Raw genomic sequence first — 23,108 nt, 5'->3', positions numbered from 1 at the left:
AAAGTTTCCCTCTGCAAAACAAATTGTAGAGGGAAACTTTTATTCGTATTTAATGCGCCTTTAAATTTTGCACATTTCGTTAGGTTTAGTCTTGATTAAAATCTATTACTAGCTTATTATCTTTAATACTAAACTTTCCATAAACATAACCACTATTTCTAGTGTGCGAGTCTCTCCAATCGCTATCATCATCATCGTCCTTATAGCGATAAGTAATGTCTACACCAACCTCATCGCTCTGAAAAGTTCCTGACGACATGTTAACTTGATCCAACATAGGAGTGCTATTAACACTACGCTTAATATTGTCATATTTATAGCTGGTATAGTAACTAAAGCTTGCAAATCTACAACTCTCTGGAACATCAGTTTCAGTTGACGCTACACATTTATCGACATGCTTTTGAATAGCCTTAGTAAGCTCATCCTTTAATGTTTCTGTAGCTTCTAACTCTAAACTTGCAGATTCCGAACTATCTTTTTCGCTAATTGACGCGTCAGCAGAATTTGTGGTCCACAGTTGCGAACTTTTTGCAGATTCAATATGGTAAGCACCAGGATACACTGGAAGTCTATATTCTGTAGCTGATGTATATACTGAATAACCGTATTCTGAACTGTAGCTTTCACCGTCATATTTCGGCGATTTTTTGAGAGTAGACAAATTTATTTCAGAATCATTAACTTTTATTTTATCAACTTCATTTGGCACAGTTATGGTAATGTGACCAAATGGTGGATATTGAACTTTATAAGAGTCAAAGAATAGCCACTGTTTGCCAGCTGGTACAAGGCTTATTACCGCCGAAGCATCACTATCGCCAATTTTGTAAGAAAGCTTAAATGAATTGTATGGGCCACTATCAACACTCATGTAAGACATATGATTCTTGGAAGCTCTGCCTATTGCGCTTGTAAGTAAGGCACGATAATTTTCTGGAACTTTAGAAGAAGACCAATCTGTCATATTGTTAGCTTCATCAAAATTGCCTTCTTGCAAAGACTTCACATAACGTTGAATTGTTGCTTGTGGAGAATACACATTCTGTTGAATAACTGTATAACCTATACCAAGAACCACAATAACAATGCCAATTACAATAAGCATAATTTTTGTGCTGTGTTTCATAGGCGTGCTTCTCACAACATTACCTGCTACGAAATTAGGATTAAAAGAATCAGGAGCATAATATTCTGTAGGCTGATTTTGCGAATAATCCTGCTGATTATAGTACTGTTGATTTGAATAATCCTGCTGTCCATAAGTATTTTGACTGCTATAAACAGGTTGAGGATAAGCTTGCGTATTCTGCTGAATGAACTGCGTTTGTTGTACATCGTTCATTTGATTTTGCTGATATTGAGCACTTTGCATTGGCTGATAATTTGAATTAGCTTGCTGCGGCACAAGACTAGCTCCACAAGATGAGCATACTATAGCTCCATAAGCATTTTGACTGTTGCAATATGGACAATTCATATATTTCTCTCCGTATATTTTTACAAAATAAGCCTAGCAGACAAGACTGCTAGGCTTATGACTTATTAGATATATTTACCTAAATAAATTAGCTAGGTCTTGTGCTTTATTCATAAGGTTATTCGAAGGAACCAAGGAATTAACCATAGCAGTATTGATTGCAGCAACGATAAATATTGCAACAATTCCAATCAAGATAAAGATAACCCACATCCACTCACGATCAAGCTTACCCTTGTAGTGTGCAGTTGCCATAAACGATACAGGAATGAGCATCAATAATACCAAGTAAAGTGTGTGCAAAGACATAGATGGAACTTGCAAAACAGCACTAGGATTATTCATTAACAATGAGATGTCTGAATTGCTGTAGATTATAGATGCAACTAAAGAATCACTGCCTTCTACTTTTCCTTTAAAGTAATTCATAACAGGAATAGATGGAGCAATGAAAGTCAAAATCACTGAAACAATTTGCAAGCCTAAAAGCGGTACGAGTTTCTGAGCAAAAAGAACGTGAAGCTGAGCTGGCGAAACCTCTTCACCAAACATCTTCATGCCAAGCAAAGCTACACCGTATACAGCGTATACGGTAATCATTCCAATAACAAACTTATAGAAGAATAGTGTAAAAGGCACACCAGGAGTTTGCTGTCCAGCGAACTTAGATACAAGTTCCAAAGCAGTGCTATTAGAAGCATTGTAGAAAGAAAGCGAAGAGAAATATGCTTGGAAACCAAACAGCAAACCAGAAATCACAGAAATTAAAACTGCGTAAATATTAGATACGCGATACCTCTGGGAAGGATTCTTAAGAGCAGTTACTAACCAACGGAAGAAGTTCATCATCTGTTCAGCATTAAGCTGGTTTGAAATTTGGCTATAGTGCGAAACGCCTGGAGTATTTGGGCGATTCTGCATACCCGGCATTCCTGGCTGAGCTGGCATACCCTGCTGGGCATATGGATAGCCTGGACGTTGCATATTTGGCATACCCTGCTGAGGCATTCCTGGCTGAGCTGGCACACCCTGCTGAGGCATACTAGGACGCGCAAACTGAGGAGCATGCTGCGCAATAGGCTGAGCAGGCGCCGGCTGAGCTGGTGTAGGCTGAACATGCACTTGCTGAACAGGCACTGGCTGAGCTGGAGCATGTTGAACAGGTACTGACTGAACAGGTGCCGGCTGAACAGGTGTTGGCTGAACAGGTGCCGGCTGAGCAGGCGCCGGCTGAACAGCCTCAAACTTGTTACCACAGCCCTTGCAGAATTTTGCAGTATCAATATTCTGGGTACCGCATTGAGCGCAAACTTTCACTCGTCTCTCCTTTGTTAATGGAACAGATCCCATAAATTTGCTAACCGAAAAATGTTTAACAAACCACTTGCGCTCAATTCTATTACTAAAAGCACACAAAACAAACCAGACGTAACAAAAAAGTGCTTGTTTGAAACAAAAAATTCTATAAACACGACATAAATCAGTAAAAAATACGACGCAAAAATAGAAAAACAGAAAAATATAGTCAGTATCTATTAATCAAAAACAAAATCAAATTAATAAATAAATTGACAATAAAACCTAGATAGCAAATCCCAAAGTGCGAGCCGCCGCCACTGGAACTGCTTCATCTGCCCAATAATCCTCAAGGTTCTCATCAGTGGAAAGTGAACGCATTTCTGCACGATCAATATAAAGTTCACCACGAAGATGATCTGTTTCGTGCTGGAAAATACGCGCAGGCCAACCATGCAAACGCTCGGAATGTTGTTTGCCGTCCTCATCCTGCCAAGTAGCCTGAATATCAAGCCAACGTTGACGTACAGCCTGATAGCCGGAAACGCTTAAGCAACCTTCATAAAAACTACGAGTTTGCGTACCAATAGGCTCATAATGAGGGTTAATAATAGCTCTAAACGGAAGCTCTGCGATGTCACGAGGATCGTCCTCATCATCACGAACATGATCTTCAATAACAGCAATAGCAAGACCAAGACCAATTTGAGGAGCAGCTAAACCAACTCCCGGAGCTTCCAACATTGTGCTATGCATTAACGAAATTAGCTTAGTAAGAGTTGCACGTGTAAGCTGACCATCATACGCAACAGTACGCTGGCGAAGAACAGGCTCACCTGCCTGCACAATCGGCAAAATGCCGTCTTCTGTAGCGGAATCAAGCAAGCGCTCAACAGCGCGACTGAGCTTAGTATCAACACTTGCGTGATGCGTAAACATAGGACTCCTTTTCACCGTTTTAAATAACGCGCATAATAACGCGAAAATATACAAAATTTACATGCCGCGAGCAGAATTTGAAAGCAGCACTAAAGATATAAGTGTATCAAAATTATTTGCGCACTGCTAGAGCCGACTGAGATGTAAGCAAACAGAGAACGCAAAAGTAAACAAACTTATAACTTCAGATTATCAACCACAACTTGAGCAAGACGAGCGCAAACCTCATCCGCCTGAGTTTGAGTTGCAGCCTCGCACATAACGCGCACAAGAGGCTCGGTGCCGCTAGGACGCAAAAGCACGCGACCTGTATCTCCAAGAAGTTTCGATTCTTTCTCAACAGCTGCAAGCACAGCTGCGTTAGTTTTCGAAGCCATTTTATCTACATTTGGCACATTTACAAGAGCTTGCGGAAGCTGTGGGAAGTCTGCAGCCATTTGCGAAAGTTTCTTGCCTGAACGCACAACTTCACGGCACAAAGTCAAAGCAGTAAGCGTACCGTCGCCGGTGGTTGCAAATTCGCGATTAATAACGTGACCAGACTGCTCGCCGCCGAGCGAATAATCGTGCTTGAGCATTTCTTCAAGAACGTAGCGATCGCCAACGTTTGTTTGCACTGTTGCAATACCCATATCTTTAAGAGCAAGTTTTAAGCCAAGATTGCTCATAACTGTAACTACAAGAGTGTCATGATTAAGCTTGCCTTCAGCCTTTTTAGCGCGAGCAAGAATACCCATAATTTGATCGCCATTAACCATATTGCCGTTTTCATCGACAGCCAAGCAGCGGTCCGCGTCGCCATCAAACGCAACACCTAAATCAGCCTTAGAAGCTTTAACCATAGCTTGTAACTGCTCAGGATGAGTCGAGCCCGCATGATCGTTAATGTTGTAGCCGTCAGGAGATGCGTTAATAACTACAACTTCTGCACCAGCGCGGCGCAAAGCCTCAGGAGCAACAACAGAAGTAGCACCATTCGCGCAATCTGCTACAACACGCAAACCTGCAAGCGGCTTTGGGCGCGTAGTAGAAGCGTTACTTAAAGGCGCAACAGCAGAAACTAAATGATCAATATACAAGTTAGTAGCTGTAGTAGTATCATGGCTGACTCGACCTACACCAGCACCAGTTGGACGCTCCCAATCTTGACCAAGCACAGCCTCAATCTCATCTTCCTTGCTATCTGGAAGCTTAAAGCCTCCGCGCGCAAAGAATTTAATGCCGTTATCTGGCATAGGATTATGCGACGCAGAAATAACAGCACCCATTTCAACGTTAAGCACGGAAGTGAGGAAAGCAACACCAGGAGTTGGAATAATTCCAGCATCGATAACATCAAAACCGCCAGCACTCATGCCAGCAGCGAGAGCAGAAGCTAGAAAATCGCCAGAAACGCGAGTATCTCTACCAATAAGTGCGCGGCGACGAGCGTGAGCGGAGCGAGAAGAGGTATCTGATGACGCTTCTTCTTCTGCAGCAGACGCAACCGCGCTTTTATCTCCCAAAACGCGCACTGCAGCGTCACCTAAATCTAACGCAAGTTGCGCTGTTAAATCGCGATTTGCTAATCCACGCACACCGTCTGTACCAAACATTCTTGGCATAATAAAGCCTCTTTCGCAAAAATCACTTCTCTTGCGCGCAAGCAAACAACATCGCATACTAGCGCGTCACACACTATTCGCAATTCTACTCACTGTTTCGCATAACGCGCTAGCGCAGCAAAGAAGCTTTGCAGTAATACTTCTGCGAACATCGATTACTTGTTGATTAGTGAACTTTAACATTCATGCTCTGCAGATATTGAATACTTATCCCCTAGTGGACACTAGCATTCGCGCTGCTGCACAAACTGCACCAGACTCTCCTACCACACCACAAAACACTAGCGTTTTTATCAGTAGTGAGGGGTGGGTGTTGCTTGGTCGAGCAATATAAAAGCGGAGCGATAGTAATAATCGTGATGATGAATAACTATTTCCGCAGAAAAAGTAAGCAAAAAACTAAACTTAACTACCTATCCACTAGTCCAAATGAGGTATAGGAGCGTAGCGCTGCGAGACAAGTAACCCCACCCCTCACAGCCACTCCAGAAAACTGCCAGCCAAGCACCACATTAAACAAAAAAACTCGCGCCACATTAAACAAGAACTTACTTGCTCAATGCAGCGCGAAAGCAGGACATCGCACTAGCGCAAAGAAGCGTTGTAATGCTGCACTTTAAGCGTGCGACGCGAAGAATCAAGGCTACCAAGCACCATGCGGCGCAAAGCTTGATCCGCATCAGCATGAGCCTCAAGCCACTTTTCACCGTGCTTAACCAGCTCCTCAACCAGCGCATACACAGGATACAAGCCCTCAATCAGAGCCTCAGCCATATGGAATGTGCGGTTCTTCCAAATCCACTCAACTTCAGCAAAGTAGCGCTCAACATAAGGCTTAACCAAATCGCCTTTAGCTGTGCTTGCAAAGCCGGCAACCACAGCGCCCATTTGCATATTCGTCAAATCGAGATTGCGCAAAGCCTGTTCAAAAGCCCAATCCTTAGCTTCTGCAGTTGAGCGAGCTGCACGAGCCTGGTAAGCGTATTCGCGATTCTCAGTCGTGTCGCGCTTTTGAAGTTCCGCGTCAATTCCAGCTTCGTCCAAAGCATTCACGCCTGCGAGCGCAATCAAAATGCTCCAGCGCAAGTCGTTGTCGATTTCCAAGCCTTCCAAACTCACGGAACCGTCAAGTAATCCGTTAGCTACGCGCAAGAACTCAGCATCTCCAACTTCGCCGTATCCAAGATAAGCCTTAACGAGCTGGAATTGCTCGTCGGAACCTGCAGAAGCTGCCAAAGCCAACTGCCACAATTCGTGAGCAACATGCTTTGCGACTTCTGCTTGACGCTCTGGGACAACGTAGTGGCTTGCAGTTACTTTCACTTGACCAAGAGCATAGCGGAAAGTAGTTGATTCGCGCTCAGTTGCCAAAGCTTTAAGGCTGAGTTCCACGAAGCGTTCTGCTGGGAATTCTGCGTCGCGAGTCATGTCCCACAACGCGAGCCAAATAAGTGAGCGAGTCAAAGAATCCTTGAAACGATACAAGTTTTCGGCAGCAAATTCAAGCGACTTTTCGTCAAAACGTAGCTTCGTGTAAGTCAAGTCGTCGTCGTTTACAAGGATAAGTGCTGGCATTTTTTCGCCGCGCGCCTCAACAACTTCCGTCACTTCGCCGTCTACGTCAAGTTCGATTCGCTTTGTGCGCTTAATTTCGCCAGTTGCTTCGTCTACATTGTAGAATCCAACAGCCAAACGGTGTGCGCGAAGAACAGGATGCTCAGCTGGCGCGCTCTGACGCAAACGCAAGGAAGCAATAGTGCCGTCACCTGCTTCTTCGACTTCGGTAGAAATCGTGTTAATTCCAGCCTTTTCAAGCCATTGAGCACTCCAAGCTTTAAGATCGCGGCCGCTTGTAAGCTCTAACTCGTGCAACAAATCGGCCAAAGTTGCGTTGCTGTATGCATGCTTGCTCAAATAGTTATGGATTCCTTCAAAGAACTTTTCGCGACCAACATACGCTACGAGTTGCTTCAATACGGAAGCACCCTTTGCATAAGTGATGCCGTCGAAGTTGACGGAAGTGTCATTCAAATCGTTGATTGGAGCCACGATTGGGTGCGTTGTTGGAAGCTGATCTTGATTAAGTGCCCAGCTTTTTTCGCCGGAATTGAAAGTGCTCCAAGCGTCATGCCATTCGGTTGCTTCAGCAGTTGCAAGAGTAGAAGTGAATTCTGCGAAGGATTCGTTAAGCCACAAATCATTCCACCACTTCATGGTCACGTAGTCGCCGAACCACATGTGTGCAAGCTCATGCAAAACTGTTACAACGCGGCGCTCAGCATAAGCGTCCGTGACTTTGGATTCAAACACGTATTGATCGCGAATCGTAACCATACCAATGTTTTCCATAGCTCCAGCGTTATATTCTGGCACGTAAATCTGATCGTACTTTGCGTACGGATACGGCACTCCCCAAGTCTTAGCGTAGAAAGCAAAACCTTTCTTCGTAATATCGAACAAGTAGTCAACGTCTTTTGCAAAAGCGTCTTTAAGTGCCTGACGGCAGTACATTGCCATTGGCACTACGCGACCGTCTTCGTTGTCGTAAGTTGTGTGCCATTGCGCGTAAGGTCCTGCGCAAATAGCAGTTAAATAAGAGCTCATCTTTGGAGTTGACTCGAATACCCAGTGCTTCATGCCTTCTACAGCACCATTTTCCAAAGTGCCTGCTTCAGTTTCGCGGCCCTCTAACGCTGTTTCGCTTTTAATTGGCATGTTTGAAGTAACGATCCAGCTTTCTGGAGCATCAACCGTAAAATCAAAAACAGCTTTCAAATCTGGCTGATCAAATACAGCATAAACACGGCGAGCATCCGGCACTTCGAACTGAGTATATAAATACACGTTTCCGTCAGAAGGATCGACACTTCTGTGCAAACCCTCGCCCGTGTTGGAATACTGGCAGTTTGCTACAACTTCTACGGTATTATGCTCAAGCAAATTTGCAAGCTCAATTCGGCTGTCTGCAAAAACTTTAGAAACGTCAAGATCGGTACCGTTTAACACCACGGATTCTACGCTGTTTGCAATTAAATCGAGGAAGCTTGCGCTACCAGCCTTAGCATCGAACTCAATCTTTGTGCGCGAAGTAAAATCGCGTCCGCCTTTTCCTAAATCGAGCGCAACATCGTAGTGAATTGGCATTTGGATAGCGTCGAAACGCTCTTGAGCTTCTACGCGAGTAAGATTTGCTCCTGGCATATTTTGTACCTTTCTTATTTTTTCTTATTTTTAATTATATTTACGATTATTTTCAGCTATTTACGAATAATCGCGAATATTTTTCTTTATTTTTGATTATTTTTCATTATTCTTGACTATTTTTTGCAATATCCGCAACTACCGGAACGAGCATAGGCTTCCTGCGTAAAGCGCGAGCCACCCAACTGCCCAATGTGCGTCGCATAATTTGCTGCAATTTATAAGTATCGTGCTCGCCGCGCATCATAGCATCTTGCAACTGTTCAACAATTTGATGACGAACCTTCTCAAAATCAGCCTCGTCTTCAGCAACAGCATTCAAGAAAATCTTTGGACCAGAAACCACGTCAGCGTGCTCTGTATCAACTACAACAAAGCTCGAAACGAAACCTTCCGTGCCCAAAATTCTGCGCTTTTCAAGCTCTTCATCTGTAAGCTCACCGACAGAATCACCATCAACATACACGTAACCGCATGGCACAGAACCAACAACTGCAGCATTGCCATGATACAAATCCACAACATCGCCGTCTTCAGCAAGCACAACGTTATTTGGATCAACGCCAGTTTTTACTGCAATCAATCCGTTTGCAACCAAGTGACGATGCTCACCATGAATTGGCATGGCGCACTTTGGCTTCACAATGTTGTACAAGTACAGCAACTCGCCTTCATTGCAATGACCAGACACGTGGATAGCAGCATTATCTTTGTTAATTACGCGCGCACCCAACTGCACAAGCTTATTAATAACTTTGTAAACCTCATGCTCGTTGCCTGGAATAAGCGAACTTGCAAGAATAACAGTATCGAATTCGTTAACAGTAATATCTCGGTGACTGCCATCTGCAATACGCCCAAGCGCAGCCATAGGCTCACCTTGTGAACCAGTGCACATGTATACGAGCTTGTCATCCTGAATATCCTTCGCCTGTTTTAAGTCAACAACAGTATTTTCAGGAATATGCAAGTAGCCTAAATCCGCAGCAATTGACATATTGCGAACCATCGAGCGACCAACGAACACAACTTTGCGCCCAAACTTATGCGCAGCGTCAACCACTTGTTGCACGCGATGAACGTGACTTGAGAAGCTAGCAACAATAATTTTGCGCGTAGCTTCAGCAAAAGCGCGATCCAAAGCCGGACCAATCGAAGTTTCAGGCTTCACAAATCCTGGTACTTCAGCATTAGTGGAATCAGCCATAAGCAAATCTATGCCTTGCTCACCTAAACGCCCGAACTCAACTAAATCAGTAATGCGATGGTCAAGAGGAAGCTGGTCAAGTTTAATATCTCCAGTATCAATAAGCGTTCCGGCCGGAGTTTTTACGCACACAGCGAGCGCATCTGGAATAGAATGCGTAACAGTAATAAATTCAAGGTTAAACGGACCGACTTTCATCTTATCGCGACCTTCTACGCGAATAAGCTCCGGATCAATATGATGCTCTTTGCACTTAGCTTCCACAAAAGCAAGAGTTAGCTTTGAACCAATTAACGGAATGTCGGGACGCATTTTAAGAAGGTAAGGCACACCACCGATATGATCTTCGTGACCATGCGTTAAAACCAATGCCTCAACTTTGTCTAAGCGATCTTGAATGTAGTGAAAATCTGGGAGAATCAAATCAACGCCTGGCTGCTCTTCTTCTGGGAATAGCACACCACAATCGATAAGCAGAATATGACCGTTATATTCAATTACGTTCATATTGCGGCCGATTTCACCCAAACCACCAAGCGGTACGATTCGCATTGAGCCTTTACGATACTTTGGCGGCGCAATAAGCGCACCTTCTCTTTGATCGTTAACTACAGGAGGAAGAACATTTCCTGTTCTACGAGTTGATGACTTTGCGTTTTCTGTTTTAGTTTCTTTGTTGAATTTAGCTTTTTTAGTTGATTTAGTTTTAGCAGATTTTACATCTTTAGTAGATACTGATTTAGTTGAAGTATCAGAAGACATTTTTTTATTCACTTTTTTCACCGACTGTCGAATTTGCTTAGACGACGCAGAAGATTCTTGGTTATTAAGAGAACGCATATTATCAGCGTCAGATTGCAACGCATCGCGTACTACTTCAGCAAGAATTTCCTCAGTACGTTCATCATATTCTATTTTCATATTCATCTCACTACATCTTGCGATATTGCGCACTTCTTTCTAGTGTACCGTTAGGACTCAACTCAGCTTTTGTAACTGAAACGGCAGAAACTTTACAGCGGCGTAAAGAAACTGCCGTTCCCTAGCCAAAAAGCGGCAGAAACTTTACACAGCTGTAAAATTTCGGTCGGATTAAAGCGAAAAAACGGCAGAAACTTTACACGCGTGCGCAGTTAATGTCGCTTTTTAAGCACCATTACAATAAACCAGCCGAACGTTGCGATAGGTATAGCTGCCATTGTTGAAATCCACGGAACCATCATTCCGGCATGCGAATTCCACGAGTCGATTGCAGCTCCAGCAGCCATCGAACCTAAAGAACAGCCGACAGCAGACGCAGTTGGTAGCCATGAAAGACCTTCCGTAAGCGATTCTTCAGGGACAGTTGCTTTAACGATAAGATTTCCAGTAGCAAAAATTGGCGAAACGCATAAGCCGGAAAGCACTTCAAAAACGCTCATAAGCATAAGTCTGTCAATATTAAGACTCATAAGCACAAATCCAACAGTTAAACCAGTCAAAAATACAATCAAATGCGACCAATTAGAACCGCGGAATTTATGCGATCCAAAAATAATCGCTCCCACAAGCGAACCGCATGCAAACAATGCCAGCTGCATACCAATAAAATGATCAAGTCCTTGAGCTTTCATTGCAGCTGTTACAGACACGTCAAATGCACTAAAACTCATATTAAACACAACAAACATGAGCACTAGCGGGATAATACCGCGGTAAAGCAGCACGTTTTTGCCACGCTTTTTTGAGTGATGATTGTGCAATTGCTTAAGACTAAATTTGTCTGCAAATGAACGTTTCGCTTCTTGCTTTTGAGATTCCGCATAATCTTTAGAAATTTCATCTTCTTTTTGAGAAGCGATTAATACATCAACGTCTTCAGCTGCAGCAGTTGGAACTTCCACTACTTTAAGCACAGCAGGTTGAGTATTTTTTAGAGAAAAGAACCAAGCTCCGCCCAATCCACTTGCAAATACTGGCACGAATAATTGCGAAACAGGATGCACAGAAGTTGCTAACCACGCAGCTAAAATAGGTCCTAATATAAACACAATTTCATCGATACCAGATTCCAACGCATAAGCAACGTTTAATAAAGAATCGTCATCTTCTGCACGCAATGTATAAGCCCAACGAGTACGCACCAACGCGCCAAAAGCAAACTGAGTTACGCCCATCACAATTGCTAGCACAAAAAGCAAAACAAGAGGAACCTTAAATAACGCTGCACATGCAAAAGAAATCATAGCGATTACTTGTGCACTTAGCGCAATAACTCCAACTTTACGCTGACCAAAACGGTCGAAAAGTTTAGCATACACAGGAGTTACCGCAGCCTGTGCAAGCACATACGACGCAGACATTGCTCCAGCAATAGTCCAGTTGTTATACAAATGGTTTAATGCAAGAACAATCCCCAACGCAATCATAGACATCGGCAAACGCGCAATCGCGCCTGCTACACAAAACGCTTTAGCTCCATTAAATGAAAATAATCTAGAATATTGAGAAAATACCGATGCTTTCTTAGTTGCCGTTTGCGACGACATATATTTCTTTGCTCCTTTTGTCAAGCAAGTCACGCACGTTATACATTTGCATATTTTTTATTAGCACGTTTTAGAACGAGCATTCGCTTGCTTTGAACGAACTCTCGGCTCACCTGAGTAAATATACAAGTCATCCACCAAAGATTTCACGTTCTTAGCTTCATAAGGATGATCCGAACGCATAAAAGAAGCATCTCTTCTAAGCCCGTGATAATCATAAAAGCTTACGTCACACGCTGAATCAGTATGCAAATAGTAACGATTTACGCCATTATTTCTTAGCATATGCATTGTTCGCTTCCACAAGCCTCCACCGACACCATGCCCACGAGCATCCGGAGATACAAGGAAAAGCTCCAATTCCGCTTGAGTTAAATTATTAATATGAGATTTCGCTTCAAGTTTAGTTTCCAACGCGCGCATGCCATACGCTTCTTCTAAAGCGAGAGCATAGTTTTTGTCACAATTTTCTTTCATTGCGGCTTCTTGCTCGCGAAGCATTCTCCCTACTTCTGGAAATAAAACAGGTGCGCCAAAAACTCGCGCCAAAAGCAGACCCATAAACTTACCGTCTACTTCAGCAATAGTACCATGCGTTGAAGGTTCCAAGTAATGCAACACACATCTTCGAGAAAGACTTAACGAAGCATCTTTCCCAACTTCTTGCGCAATACCCCAAGTACGTTCATATTCTTTAACCATTGCATCAATATCGCTGAGTTTTACAGAACGAAATTCAACAGTCATGATTCTTCCTTACTTCATACTCAAATCGATGTTGTGCGTATGCCCGCCCACACACACTGCACGAGGAATCTGCACGTTTTCGAAGTGATGCACGATGCGTTTCAATCGCGGCGCAAAATACGTTACAGCAAACAAAAATTGCAGCAAATAAATTGCGACAAAATGATTGCAATAGCAACATTTATGCGTCATCATCATCGAGGGAGATTAACGTGTCAGAGTGTAACTCGGCAAGGATCTCATCTTTCGTTTTTTGCTCGGCATGAATTTCCCGTTCACATTCATCCGATATGTTCACATAATAAAGGGTGGCATCGATAGCATCAAGCGGAACCTTAGTCATAAGAGACAAAAGCAGACGATACCAGTCAAGCTGACCAAGTTTAAGCGCAATATCTTGTGGCTTGGTTGGTTTTCTACCGGTTTTCCAATCGACTATCGTGTACAATTTGCTTGAATCTTCTGGATTTAAACCACCTGCGAATATTGCGTCGATTTTGCCATTAATAATTTGATCGCCTAATTCTGGAACATGAGCTACAATCGGCTGCTCTGCTGCTATAGGACGGCGATGCGCCCATTTTGATGTTATTAAACGCTGCTTCCATATCAACAATTTGCGCTCAGAAGATTTTGCATTTTGCGAAATCTTCTCGCAAGCTCCAGCAACGTTCTCATCAACGTTCTCGCCAACGTTCTCGCCAACGTTCTCATCAACGTTCTCATCAACGTCATACTGAATAGAATTTTTATTCACACAACCAGTTTTTATAAACTGTTCAGCCCAGGCATGAAAACGAGTTCCCAAATCAGAAGCAGGCGAAGAAACACTAGGAATAGGGCGAATAATTGCCATCCATTCCTTTCGCAAACGTTTAGCATCCGCATCATCAAAATCTTCATTCGCGCGCGAATAATCATTACGAAACATAGCGCGCCTTTGCACAGCAGTCACATTGACATTTTCAACATTAGAAAGCTGCTCTGCTCTGTTTTTTAACTCTTGAATGTTGCAATACCAATCAATTTTCGGCATTAAATCCGCATCTTGTAGCAAAGCTTGAGCTTTGTAAAGCAAAGAATTATCTTTTGAAATACCAGAAACTTGATTACTAATTTTTGAATTTACAACGTCTTGCGCAGATTTTTGCAATACACTACGTATAGCTTCACTAGATGCACTCGGCCAAGATAATTGCTTCTTATTATCTTCAGTTGGAATAGAGCTTTCCTCGCTAAATAATTGCGCAAGTTGCGAAGCTGACTCCCCTACAACATAACCTACTTGATTTGAAGAATCTGAAACCTTAGCTGTGAACTGAACCGGAGATTCTTCAGATCCGCGCATTGAATCATACATTTCCTGCCAAAAAACAGAAGGTTTTTTAACTCTAGAAGTTGAAATATTTGAAGATTCATCTACAGAAGAAGCTGCACTATTTGCAAAATTTTCTTTATTCTCAACAACGCTCATAGCATTAGACTGGCTGCAAGTGAGCAATGCTGCGAATTTAGCACGCGTCAAAGCAACATACATAAGGTGACGCTCGTCAATGTGCAAAGCGCGCCCACGCTCCTCGACTTGCGAAAGAGGCAATGTGCCAGTTTTCATCACAGCGTCATACACTTTTCTAGCTTCTGAAGGAATCGCTTCTACTGGAGCCTGCTCATGCTCATGGAACTTTTCTGCCAAATCAAACATTTCTCTAGCTCTTGAACCATAAACTTCTGCGTCGATATCGTCTACAGTTAACATATTTTTCAAAGATTTTTGAGGTTCCATGCTAGTTTCAAGATCAACATCGTGAGGGAATCTTGGCAATATATTTGCATCCACTCTCATAGAAACAGGCACTTTTGCAGCAACTTCGAGCGTTGCGTATGCCCTTTCCCTGTACACGCCACTTTGTTGCGTTGCTATTACGCGCAAATTATCGCCTTGATTACTTGGGAACACGCCTTCATTAAGCCCAACTATCGCTACAGCAGGCCATTCCAAACCTTTCGATTGGTGAATAGTCATTAATACGACATCCGCAGGTTCATCCACTGAAGAAGGTTGATCGTTAATTTTGTCTATATTGAAAATCCAAGACATAAACCCATGCAAAGTAGGAGTTGTAAAATCGCTCATTTCTTGCAAATACGCGTCTGCTAGTAGACAAATAGAATCGACAGTAGAGTGCATATCGTCAAGAAGCGTTGCATTAGAGGAAGTATCATTCATAAGCGCACGAGATAGCGCAACGTCAATATCAACGTTAAGCGTTTCTACAGCAACGCGCATAATATCTTGCAAAGAGCCAGATTGAGCACGTTGTATTGCATGAATCATTTGCCCTATTCTTAACACTGCTACATAAGCTTTAGAGCTTAAATTATTTTTTAGCTCAGAAAGCAAATTATTGTCGTTTTTGTCGTTATTTTTTGCTTCTTCGCTTAGTTGCGTTTCGTATGCTTCAAGCAAAACATCCGCCACAAAAACTCCACCATGAATACTATTGGTTTGCGAAGCTTGAGATTGCTGTTCTCGAACAACTTGAGACCACTTAGAGCGAGGAGTTTCAGCGTCTACTAAACCTGCTTGCACTAAAGCACGAAAAACATATTCGATATTCTTTGATGTTGCAATATTAGCTATAGCAGCCAAATCGTCAGTATTAAGCGCAAAACGAGGAGTTGCAAGCAATCTCATCAAAGCTTGAGTATTTGTGTGATCTGCAACAACAGAAAGAAGAGCTAAAACATCTCGAATTTCTGGTTTTTCAAGCAATGCAGAATACCCAACAGTAAGAGTGCGCAAACCTGCTTTTTGTAATGCTTCTTCATATAACGGAATATTATTTTTGCTACGGAAAAGAACTGCAACTCTAGCAGATGCAGAATTAGTATCGTCGTTTTCAGATAGCGCATTATGTTTTACATATTTTACAAAACGCACAACGGCTTCTACTTCTTGATATTGCGTAGGCATATTTAACACACCAAAAGTACCTTTTGGCGCATTGTCTAAGTATTGCAAGTTTTTCACTTCTACTTCTGTAGCAAGTGAACTACTATGACGAAGCGGAGGCACTCGCAAAGGTTTCGTAATAGAATTTGCAGCTTTTAATATAAGCTGCGAATTGCGTCGCGTTCTTGTAAGAGAAAACTCACTTGACTGGTCGATATTTAGTGCTTGCTCAAGCTTTCTGAAAGCTCCGGAACTAGCTCCTCTAAACGAGTAAATAGCTTGGAAGGGATCACCTACTGCAGCAATATGCGTTTGTTGAGTAGTCAAAAAGTCTTGATTTTCACTAGTTTTCGCAACAACGCTAGCTTCTTCAACACCGCTAGTTTTTTTATGAAACAGCGTTGCAATCAGCATTGCTTGAGTGGTAGAAGTATCTTGATATTCGTCAAGCAAAACTTGGCTGTATTGGCGGCGATACTGCTCTGCAATAGAAGGAAAATGCGTCACCAAACGGTATGCAGCAATAGTAAAGTCGCTAAATTGCGCCATATTTGCGCGCTGCTTTGCTGCGTCAAAAGCCAAAACTAATTCAAGTAATGCATTGCGCTTCTTAGCAGCTTCAAGCAAGTTATTACAAGATTCATAACACTTATTTTTTAATGTAATATTCAGGTATTCTACGTATTCTTTTCCGTAATTTTCGCACTTTTCGAAATATTTTTCATCCGAATCGTTTTTTCCGCGACGCAATTTAATAGAGCTAGGCTTTTTTGCAATTATTTCAGTAGTTTCAGCACAATCAATTGCTTTTTGCAAATGTTCAATCCAAGAGTTATTCCACTTTTGAATTTCTAGAACAGCTTTAGACGTGCTATCTATAGACTCTCCCCTGCTATTTATGCCAATCATCGAACATGAAATATCTGCTGCGAGCGCAAGCACGTCGTCAATAAGCGCATCAAAACTATACCAAGACAGTATTTCCGCATGATTAGTAACATAATCGTTTACTAGCGGTTTTATTAATTCGCGCGCACCTGCATCGCTTAAAGGTTGCGTATTTTGATCAAATCCAACGAGCAAACCATATTGGCGCACAATTGACTGGAAAAAAGCATCGTATGTCATTACTTCTGGCTTCAAAAAGCCACTTGAAGATGCAGAATTTCCGTTATTAATGAGCTTATTTATTTCGCTACTATGCTGACTTACAGCTTGAGCAACTCTTGCAAGCAGCTCAGAAGCTGCTTTATTAGTAAAAGTCAACCCCAAAATACTTTCAGGAGCAACTCCGCGCTCAATAAGGTCGATAACGCGACGAGTCATCGTATACGTTTTGCCACTTCCAGCTCCTGCAACAATAATCATGTTCTTATTTGTTGGCGCTTGAATTGCTGCAGCTTGTTCCACGCTATCGGTGTTCTTGCGAGTAAATTGCTTATTTGTTTTATCAATCATAACTACAGCACCTCATATACAGTATCTATGCAACCTGCGCATGCTGGGCATACTTGTTTTCCATTGCAATACTTCAAGTGTTCAGAAGTTGGGTGCGCAATAATCTTATGCGAACGAGCTGCCGCAGCAGCATAGCAAACGCGCGAAATCATAGTAAGAGACCATTTTGCGCTTTGATTTAATGATGTAAACGACTGCCAAGCGTTTTCGCTTACATTTTCTGGACAATTCTTCGCAATATCGTCAAGCTGCGAATAATCTAACAATCTTGCCATATTTTTGAATCCAACTCGTAACTCAAGCGGATTATTATTTAAAGTATTTTTTACGCAAAGCGGCGGCTGATACACGTTTTCAGCAACGTTATGATCTTGAGCAGGATAATCGTTCTTAGCAACGTGAAATAGAACACTTCGTGAAATAATTGGCGCATTCGACGCATCAATAAGCGGATTCTCATCAGAAAAAAGTAAAGCAAGCTGATAGCAAACTAATTGCAAATCGTTAAAAACTCCGCTTGCTGTTAAAGGTTTTCCTGTTTTGTAGTCCAGTAAACGAATATGCTCAGAACCATCTGAATTGATGCGCTTTTCCATGCGATCAATTCGACCGTGAATATGTACTTGCATATCTTCACTTGCGCCATCCGGCCACCCTCCAACTAAAGCACCCATCAATTCGTAGCAGTCATGCTTAGTAACGGTTTGCAAATTTGCATTCTTAAAAGTATTGTTCAATACGCGAGTAATATCATTAAATCCAAAATGCGCGCTTGTTTGCAATTCGCAATACGCTTGTTGCAATCTGCCTATGCTGCTTTCTAAAGATTTTTCGCTTTTTGTAAGAGATTCTAATATGCCGTTTTCTGACTTTTTTGAGTTAAGCGCATATGTTGATTGATCGTAAGAAGTGACAAAATATTGCGCAATTGCATGTAACGCACGTTTAATATTCTTCTCACGCGCAAGAGCCGAATAATGCTCCTTACTATCTCGAATATCTGCAAGTTCAGGCGCAATACTTAAGTAATACTTTTCCATAAGATTTGCGATTGCGTTACTGCGGCGCACAAGCGGAGAGTAAGGCGAATAGTCGGCTGAATTATTCGTCGCTTCAGCCGCATTATTCGTCGCTTCAGTTTCATCGACTTCAGTTTCCGGCATATCGTAATGCTGATTTTCGCTTGCCCACCTTGCAGTTTCATGAATTAGCGTGCCAAAATACGTTGCCGCGCTGCCGGGTTGAGGGCCTAAAAGCTGACGATTTACCAATCCACACACAGGGCATGCCCACAAACTGTCTACAGCTGAAGGAGACAAGCTTATAACAGAGTTAGTTTTTTTAGCAGAGCTAGCTTTTTCATTGTATTTTTCATTATTTTTTTCATTATCTTTTCCAACAGAAGATTTCTCATCAACATAGTCATCGACATCGCTCATAAAATCCCACTCAAAAGGATCAGCGCAAAATACTCCATTTTCTTTAAGTAATTGCAACGTTTGAGCAGCGTCAATAATCGCATTTCTAGACTTACTATTCTCACTATCGGAACTACTTGCACTATCTGCACTACCTGCATTACCTACACTATTTCCAAACTCTTCTTTCATAGAAGAAGCACGCAAAATTTGCGAACGAGCAGCACACACTAGTCCACGAACATCCATATCTAAACCGGCAAAAGGTGTAGTAAATTCCGTAAAAGGCGTGCGCGAATTTTCATTATTGTAGTATCTTTCAGGCAAATAATAATAAAGAAAGTCGCTTGGCACAGCACTATCGCTATATTGCGCGCTTATATACAAACGCTCTGTTGCGCGCGTAATAGCTAACAAAAAACTGCGCTGTTCCGAGGCAAAAACTGCAGATTTATCATTATTTGAAAGAAGTGACGCATTCACAGTCAATTTAGAAGCAGAAATCTTAGAATGCAAAATAATATTCGCTAAACTTTCTGCGCCAAACATAGTGCTACGAGAAGCAAGATTTGGCCACACACGTTGTTGCAAAGTAGGCATCCACACAAGATTCCAATGTTTTCCAACAGAACCAGCAGGAGTAGTAAGCGTTACAGCATCTGGAACAGGCGCTACTTTAGCAAGAGAATCAGCTTCAATTTCCATGCCACGAACTTGAGCTATAAAATCTGCAATACCTACAATATTTTCTTGTCTAAAAGTATCGTCAAACGTATTCATTGACGAGATATCAGAAGAAGCATATGAAGAAACATAATCAAAAAGACGCATTGCAGCATCCAAGCGATCGTTAGCTCGATAACCTTCCGAATTATGCTGTAAAGACATACGCTGCCAACGCTCAGCAACATGACAAATATTCCAAGCCTCACCAAGAGCGTATTGAGCACTACTCAAATCAGGATTATTGTGCATACGAGAAGCGAGAATTTGCACGTTTTTCCACAGTTTTACAAAAGATGCAACGTGCGGATTCCGAGGTGCCATATTCTGCAATATTTGCAACACTGTAGAATCTTTACGAACATTAGAATCATCATCTATAAAACGTGCAACATCTGCTACACAAAGCAAATAGCATGCATCAAGAGACAATGGCATAAGCTCATTTGAACTGCCATCAATACGACTATTATCAACCAAAATTTGAGATTCAAAGTACGCTTTGCTTTGCGCATTATGAAGCGAATTTTGCAACAAATCCCAGTTATGAACAAGATTTCGCAAAGGCGCATTAGATTCAAAGCTCTTGTTATTTTCACAATTTTTCTCAATTAAAACAGCCGAAAGAGAAGAAAGAGAACGCATAAGCGAATCTACAGAATATAACTTCGCAGGTATTTCAACGTCTAAATCACCGTAAAATCCAGAATCGCTCTTAGTAATCGAGGAAAGTGGACTATCCATAATATTCTGAACTCGCAAACGCACCCACGAAGCCAAATTTTGCAAACTTCTACCATGTTTTACTTGCTCAACAATTCCAGAAAAACCGTGCTGCGCAAATTGAGCAAGTTCAATAAGCGCAAATAAACCTTGCACAAACGGCTCATCTTTTAATGGGCGAGTTACTAACGAGTATCGCACAGGAACTCCAGAAGCGCGAAGCTGCTCGCCAAAAAGACGAACAGTGGAATTGTCGTGCGCAATTAACGCCATATCGCTCCACTTGCGCTTATTATTTACGTGAGATTGCTTCATTTGCCAAATAACAGCATCTAATTCCTCGCGCTGTGAACGATATAACGCTGTAAAAACAGTGTCATCTGAGTTTAGATGAGAATTTTGTGGGGTTTCTATAGGCTCAATCGGTAAGGACCCTACAAATTTTGGCATTTTCCAAGGGCGATTTGGGAGCGCAACATCTGTTTTATATTGCGAAGTAAGCGAAAGAGAAACGCGCGAAGCGAGTAATTCACGCATCGAAGGTGCTTGGGTATAATTTGCAAAAGTTGGATCTGCAGAATAATTTTTAGAAGAATCAGCAGAATCGTCGGAAGAATTTTCGCAAGAATCAGCAAAACCCGTATATTCTAAAGTTTGTTCAGCAGCATTCAACTCATCCAAAGCTGCAGAAATTGCATAATCCGGGTACGCTCCTCTAAACGATTGCACAGATTCATCCGGATTCGCAAGCAAAACTAAACGCGTGCCAATCTTCGACAAAGTCTCAATAAAACTCAAACCAGCCAAAGTAATATCTTGATAATCATCGACTACAAGAAGAGCCGGAATTTCAGAAGAGTTTACTAAACCATGCTCGCCTAATTCGCGCGCAGATTTTGCGCCCTCAACCAACAGTTGCGAAGCGTCAAGTCGGAAAGAAGATTTATAAGTGTCGGCAATTATTTTTCGATATTCAGCTCGCAAAGCAAACGCCAAACGCCATTGAGTTAATCTACGTTTAATAAGCACAGACGTTTGTAAAATATCACTATTATTGGCGTAAGATTGCTCGTCACTAAGAGCGCAAAGAACTGAATTTTCGCTTTCAAAATCGCTAATACCAAGCTCATCTAAACGAGCGAGCATATCGCGCAATTGATGCATAAAAGCGTTGTTAATATCGAAACTATCTGCCAAAAATTCTGGAGACGAAGAAGCTGCTTGAGCAGCCTGAGTTGTTGAAGGCGCGGAAGGTGCGGAAGTGGCGGAAGTGTTAGAAGTGGCGGAAGTATTAGAAACTGCGCAAGTTAATGGAATAACCCATTGAGACGTTTCAAAATAATCCTTAAAAAGCGCGCATATATTGCAATCACCATTATCTCCACGCATAACATGCTCAATGTGTGCGCGCAAAACTTTACGAAGCAAAGAATCCTGCTCAGCACCATTTAGCAGCTTAGGCGAAGGCTCATTCTTTAACTTACAGCAAGCAGAAATGATATTAAAAGCTAAAGAAGCCAAAGTGCCAACTGGACGAGACTGCTTACTCACACCAATTTGACGAATAATAATATTGTCAATTTTTGAAGCAAGAACACGATTTTGCACAGCCATCGCAGTAACATTATGCGACCAACACTTATAGCCGGAAATTGCTGCGCGCACAGCAAACTGCGTTTTACCAGTATTCGGCGCACCATACACAAGCAACGCATTAGTCACATTGCCAGAAGAATTGCGTAACGTACCGTCAAATAATGCTTGCAATACAGTATCCTCACTCATACGCTTAATTCTAGCAATTAGGCAATAGTGGCGCGCAACAATACTATTCTTTTAATATTGCACGAGCGCGAGCATCCTTAAGCGCAAGAAATACACTGCCGACACCAATAAAAATAAGAGTAAACACAATTAACAAATACGCAACACCAACGCCCAAAGTAGTGGCATTAAAAGTTTGCGGTGCAAAGCCGAACCAGCCGGCAGGAGCGCCATAATTGAGGAAATTATAAGGCGCGCGCATTGCATGAACACCCCAACGAACACCAGCAAACTCGCTAAGCATAGCCGCATAAGCAACATAAGCAAGAGGCGGAACAGTAGAAACATACAAATGTGCGCGAGTAGAGCGGAAACGATAATCAAAAAGCACAAAATCAGCGATTGCAAGAAGCGGCGCAACTGCGTGAACACAAAGGCTGCTGCATCCGTTATTCATGTAAGCGCCAACGAAACCAAGCTTATTGGTAGGTGCTAAGAAACACAGGTACAAAGTGAATGTGACAGCAATTGAGATAGTCATCATGAATTTGAAAATGTACCAAGCGTTGGATTTTGAGTCGAACCATGCGCAAGATGCTGCAGAATCTTGCTGTGAGGCGGAATCTTGCTGTGAGGCGGAACATGCAGAATTACGAGCACGCATAAACGCAGCTGTATCAAGCAAAAGCGATCCAGCAAGAGCTACGCAAATCATAAGGTTAGAAAGATTCGTAAAATAAGTGAAGGTCATCAAGCCTTCCCACGAAGCAGTCATACCATAAACAGATGCGATGATTGCAATCGCGCGTATTGCTGTGCGTGTCGCGTATTCGCGCGCTGTGAGCGGAGTCTTTTGTTCTAGCATGGAATCGTTTGCCATGTTATCTCGCTTTCGTAACTTCTATAATCTACTTTTTATTTACTATATTTATGTTTACACAGTTGAAAGCAAAAATATGTAGAAGAAGTTGCAAAAATGCGGCGCGATTTTTGTAGATTCCTGCAAGTGCTGCGAAACAAGCAAAATGAGACACTAACGCAAAAGAGCGTAAGTCATGAACAAAAGA

The 23,108-nt window shown here is 42.3% G+C and carries 11 protein-coding genes; all 11 read right to left on the bottom strand.

The genetic code is table 11. The features are described 5' to 3' along the window. Nucleotides 1-85 precede the first annotated feature (85 nt). Nucleotides 86-1,480 (bottom strand): zinc ribbon domain-containing protein, encoded by a 1,395-nt coding sequence (locus tag HXT43_RS01135; protein ID WP_116442812.1) that lies wholly within the window; start codon nucleotides 1,478-1,480, stop codon nucleotides 86-88. 75 nt (nucleotides 1,481-1,555) lie between these two features. After that, nucleotides 1,556-2,797, bottom strand: coding sequence for a zinc ribbon domain-containing protein (locus tag HXT43_RS01130; protein ID WP_116442813.1), 1,242 nt, complete (start codon nucleotides 2,795-2,797; stop codon nucleotides 1,556-1,558). A gap of 264 nt (nucleotides 2,798-3,061) precedes the next feature. Then, nucleotides 3,062-3,715, bottom strand: a complete 654-nt coding sequence (locus tag HXT43_RS01125) for a peptide deformylase (protein ID WP_004107289.1) — start codon at nucleotides 3,713-3,715, stop codon at nucleotides 3,062-3,064. Between the two features lie 176 nt (nucleotides 3,716-3,891). Next, on the bottom strand, nucleotides 3,892-5,319 hold the full coding sequence (gene glmM, locus HXT43_RS01120; RefSeq protein ID WP_112928885.1) for a phosphoglucosamine mutase: 1,428 nt from the start codon (nucleotides 5,317-5,319) through the stop codon (nucleotides 3,892-3,894). A 585-nt stretch (nucleotides 5,320-5,904) separates the two neighbouring features. Next, nucleotides 5,905-8,520, bottom strand: a complete 2,616-nt coding sequence (gene pepN / locus HXT43_RS01115; RefSeq protein ID WP_421781020.1) for an aminopeptidase N — start codon at nucleotides 8,518-8,520, stop codon at nucleotides 5,905-5,907. Nucleotides 8,521-8,626: 106 nt separating this feature from the next. Further along, complete coding sequence (locus HXT43_RS01110) at nucleotides 8,627-10,654, bottom strand: ribonuclease J (protein ID WP_004118687.1); 2,028 nt, start codon at nucleotides 10,652-10,654, stop codon at nucleotides 8,627-8,629. A gap of 206 nt (nucleotides 10,655-10,860) precedes the next feature. Further along, entirely contained in the window at nucleotides 10,861-12,255 is a 1,395-nt protein-coding gene (locus tag HXT43_RS01105) for an MFS transporter (RefSeq protein ID WP_174143291.1), read from the bottom strand. 60 nt (nucleotides 12,256-12,315) lie between these two features. Beyond that, nucleotides 12,316-13,002 (bottom strand): GNAT family N-acetyltransferase, encoded by a 687-nt coding sequence (locus HXT43_RS01100; protein ID WP_004107272.1) that lies wholly within the window; start codon nucleotides 13,000-13,002, stop codon nucleotides 12,316-12,318. A 181-nt stretch (nucleotides 13,003-13,183) separates the two neighbouring features. Then, entirely contained in the window at nucleotides 13,184-17,413 is a 4,230-nt protein-coding gene (locus HXT43_RS01095; protein ID WP_116442817.1) for an ATP-dependent DNA helicase, read from the bottom strand. Nucleotides 17,414-17,415: 2 nt separating this feature from the next. Further along, nucleotides 17,416-22,062 carry a PD-(D/E)XK nuclease family protein gene (locus HXT43_RS01090; RefSeq protein WP_415707085.1) on the bottom strand — a complete coding sequence of 1,549 codons (4,647 nt, stop codon included), beginning with the start codon at nucleotides 22,060-22,062 and terminating at the stop codon, nucleotides 17,416-17,418. A gap of 43 nt (nucleotides 22,063-22,105) precedes the next feature. Next, a complete protein-coding gene (locus tag HXT43_RS01085; RefSeq protein WP_415707084.1) occupies nucleotides 22,106-22,921 on the bottom strand; it encodes a hypothetical protein in 816 nt (271 codons plus the stop codon). Nucleotides 22,922-23,108: the final 187 nt, after the last annotated feature.

It is taken from the genome of Gardnerella sp. DNF01195 (assembly GCF_049244175.1).
Taxonomy (GTDB): Bacteria; Actinomycetota; Actinomycetes; order Actinomycetales; family Bifidobacteriaceae; genus Bifidobacterium; species Bifidobacterium leopoldii.
This window is presented reverse-complemented; position numbering and strand designations above follow the sequence as displayed.

What these genes read in the sequence shown, in the direction of transcription:
- HXT43_RS01135 (WP_116442812.1), bottom strand. Translation starts at nt 1,480, where the DNA reads ATGAATTGTCCATATTGCAACAGTCAAAATGCTTATGGAGCTATAGTA.
- HXT43_RS01125 (WP_004107289.1), bottom strand. Translation starts at nt 3,715, where the DNA reads ATGTTTACGCATCACGCAAGTGTTGATACTAAGCTCAGTCGCGCTGTT.
- glmM (WP_112928885.1), bottom strand. Translation starts at nt 5,319, where the DNA reads ATGCCAAGAATGTTTGGTACAGACGGTGTGCGTGGATTAGCAAATCGC.
- pepN (WP_421781020.1), bottom strand. Translation starts at nt 8,520, where the DNA reads ATGCCAGGAGCAAATCTTACTCGCGTAGAAGCTCAAGAGCGTTTCGAC.
- HXT43_RS01110 (WP_004118687.1), bottom strand. Translation starts at nt 10,654, where the DNA reads ATGAATATGAAAATAGAATATGATGAACGTACTGAGGAAATTCTTGCT.
- HXT43_RS01105 (WP_174143291.1), bottom strand. Translation starts at nt 12,255, where the DNA reads ATGTCGTCGCAAACGGCAACTAAGAAAGCATCGGTATTTTCTCAATAT.
- HXT43_RS01100 (WP_004107272.1), bottom strand. Translation starts at nt 13,002, where the DNA reads ATGACTGTTGAATTTCGTTCTGTAAAACTCAGCGATATTGATGCAATG.
- HXT43_RS01095 (WP_116442817.1), bottom strand. Translation starts at nt 17,413, where the DNA reads ATGATTGATAAAACAAATAAGCAATTTACTCGCAAGAACACCGATAGC.
- HXT43_RS01090 (WP_415707085.1), bottom strand. Translation starts at nt 22,062, where the DNA reads ATGAGTGAGGATACTGTATTGCAAGCATTATTTGACGGTACGTTACGC.
- HXT43_RS01085 (WP_415707084.1), bottom strand. Translation starts at nt 22,921, where the DNA reads ATGGCAAACGATTCCATGCTAGAACAAAAGACTCCGCTCACAGCGCGC.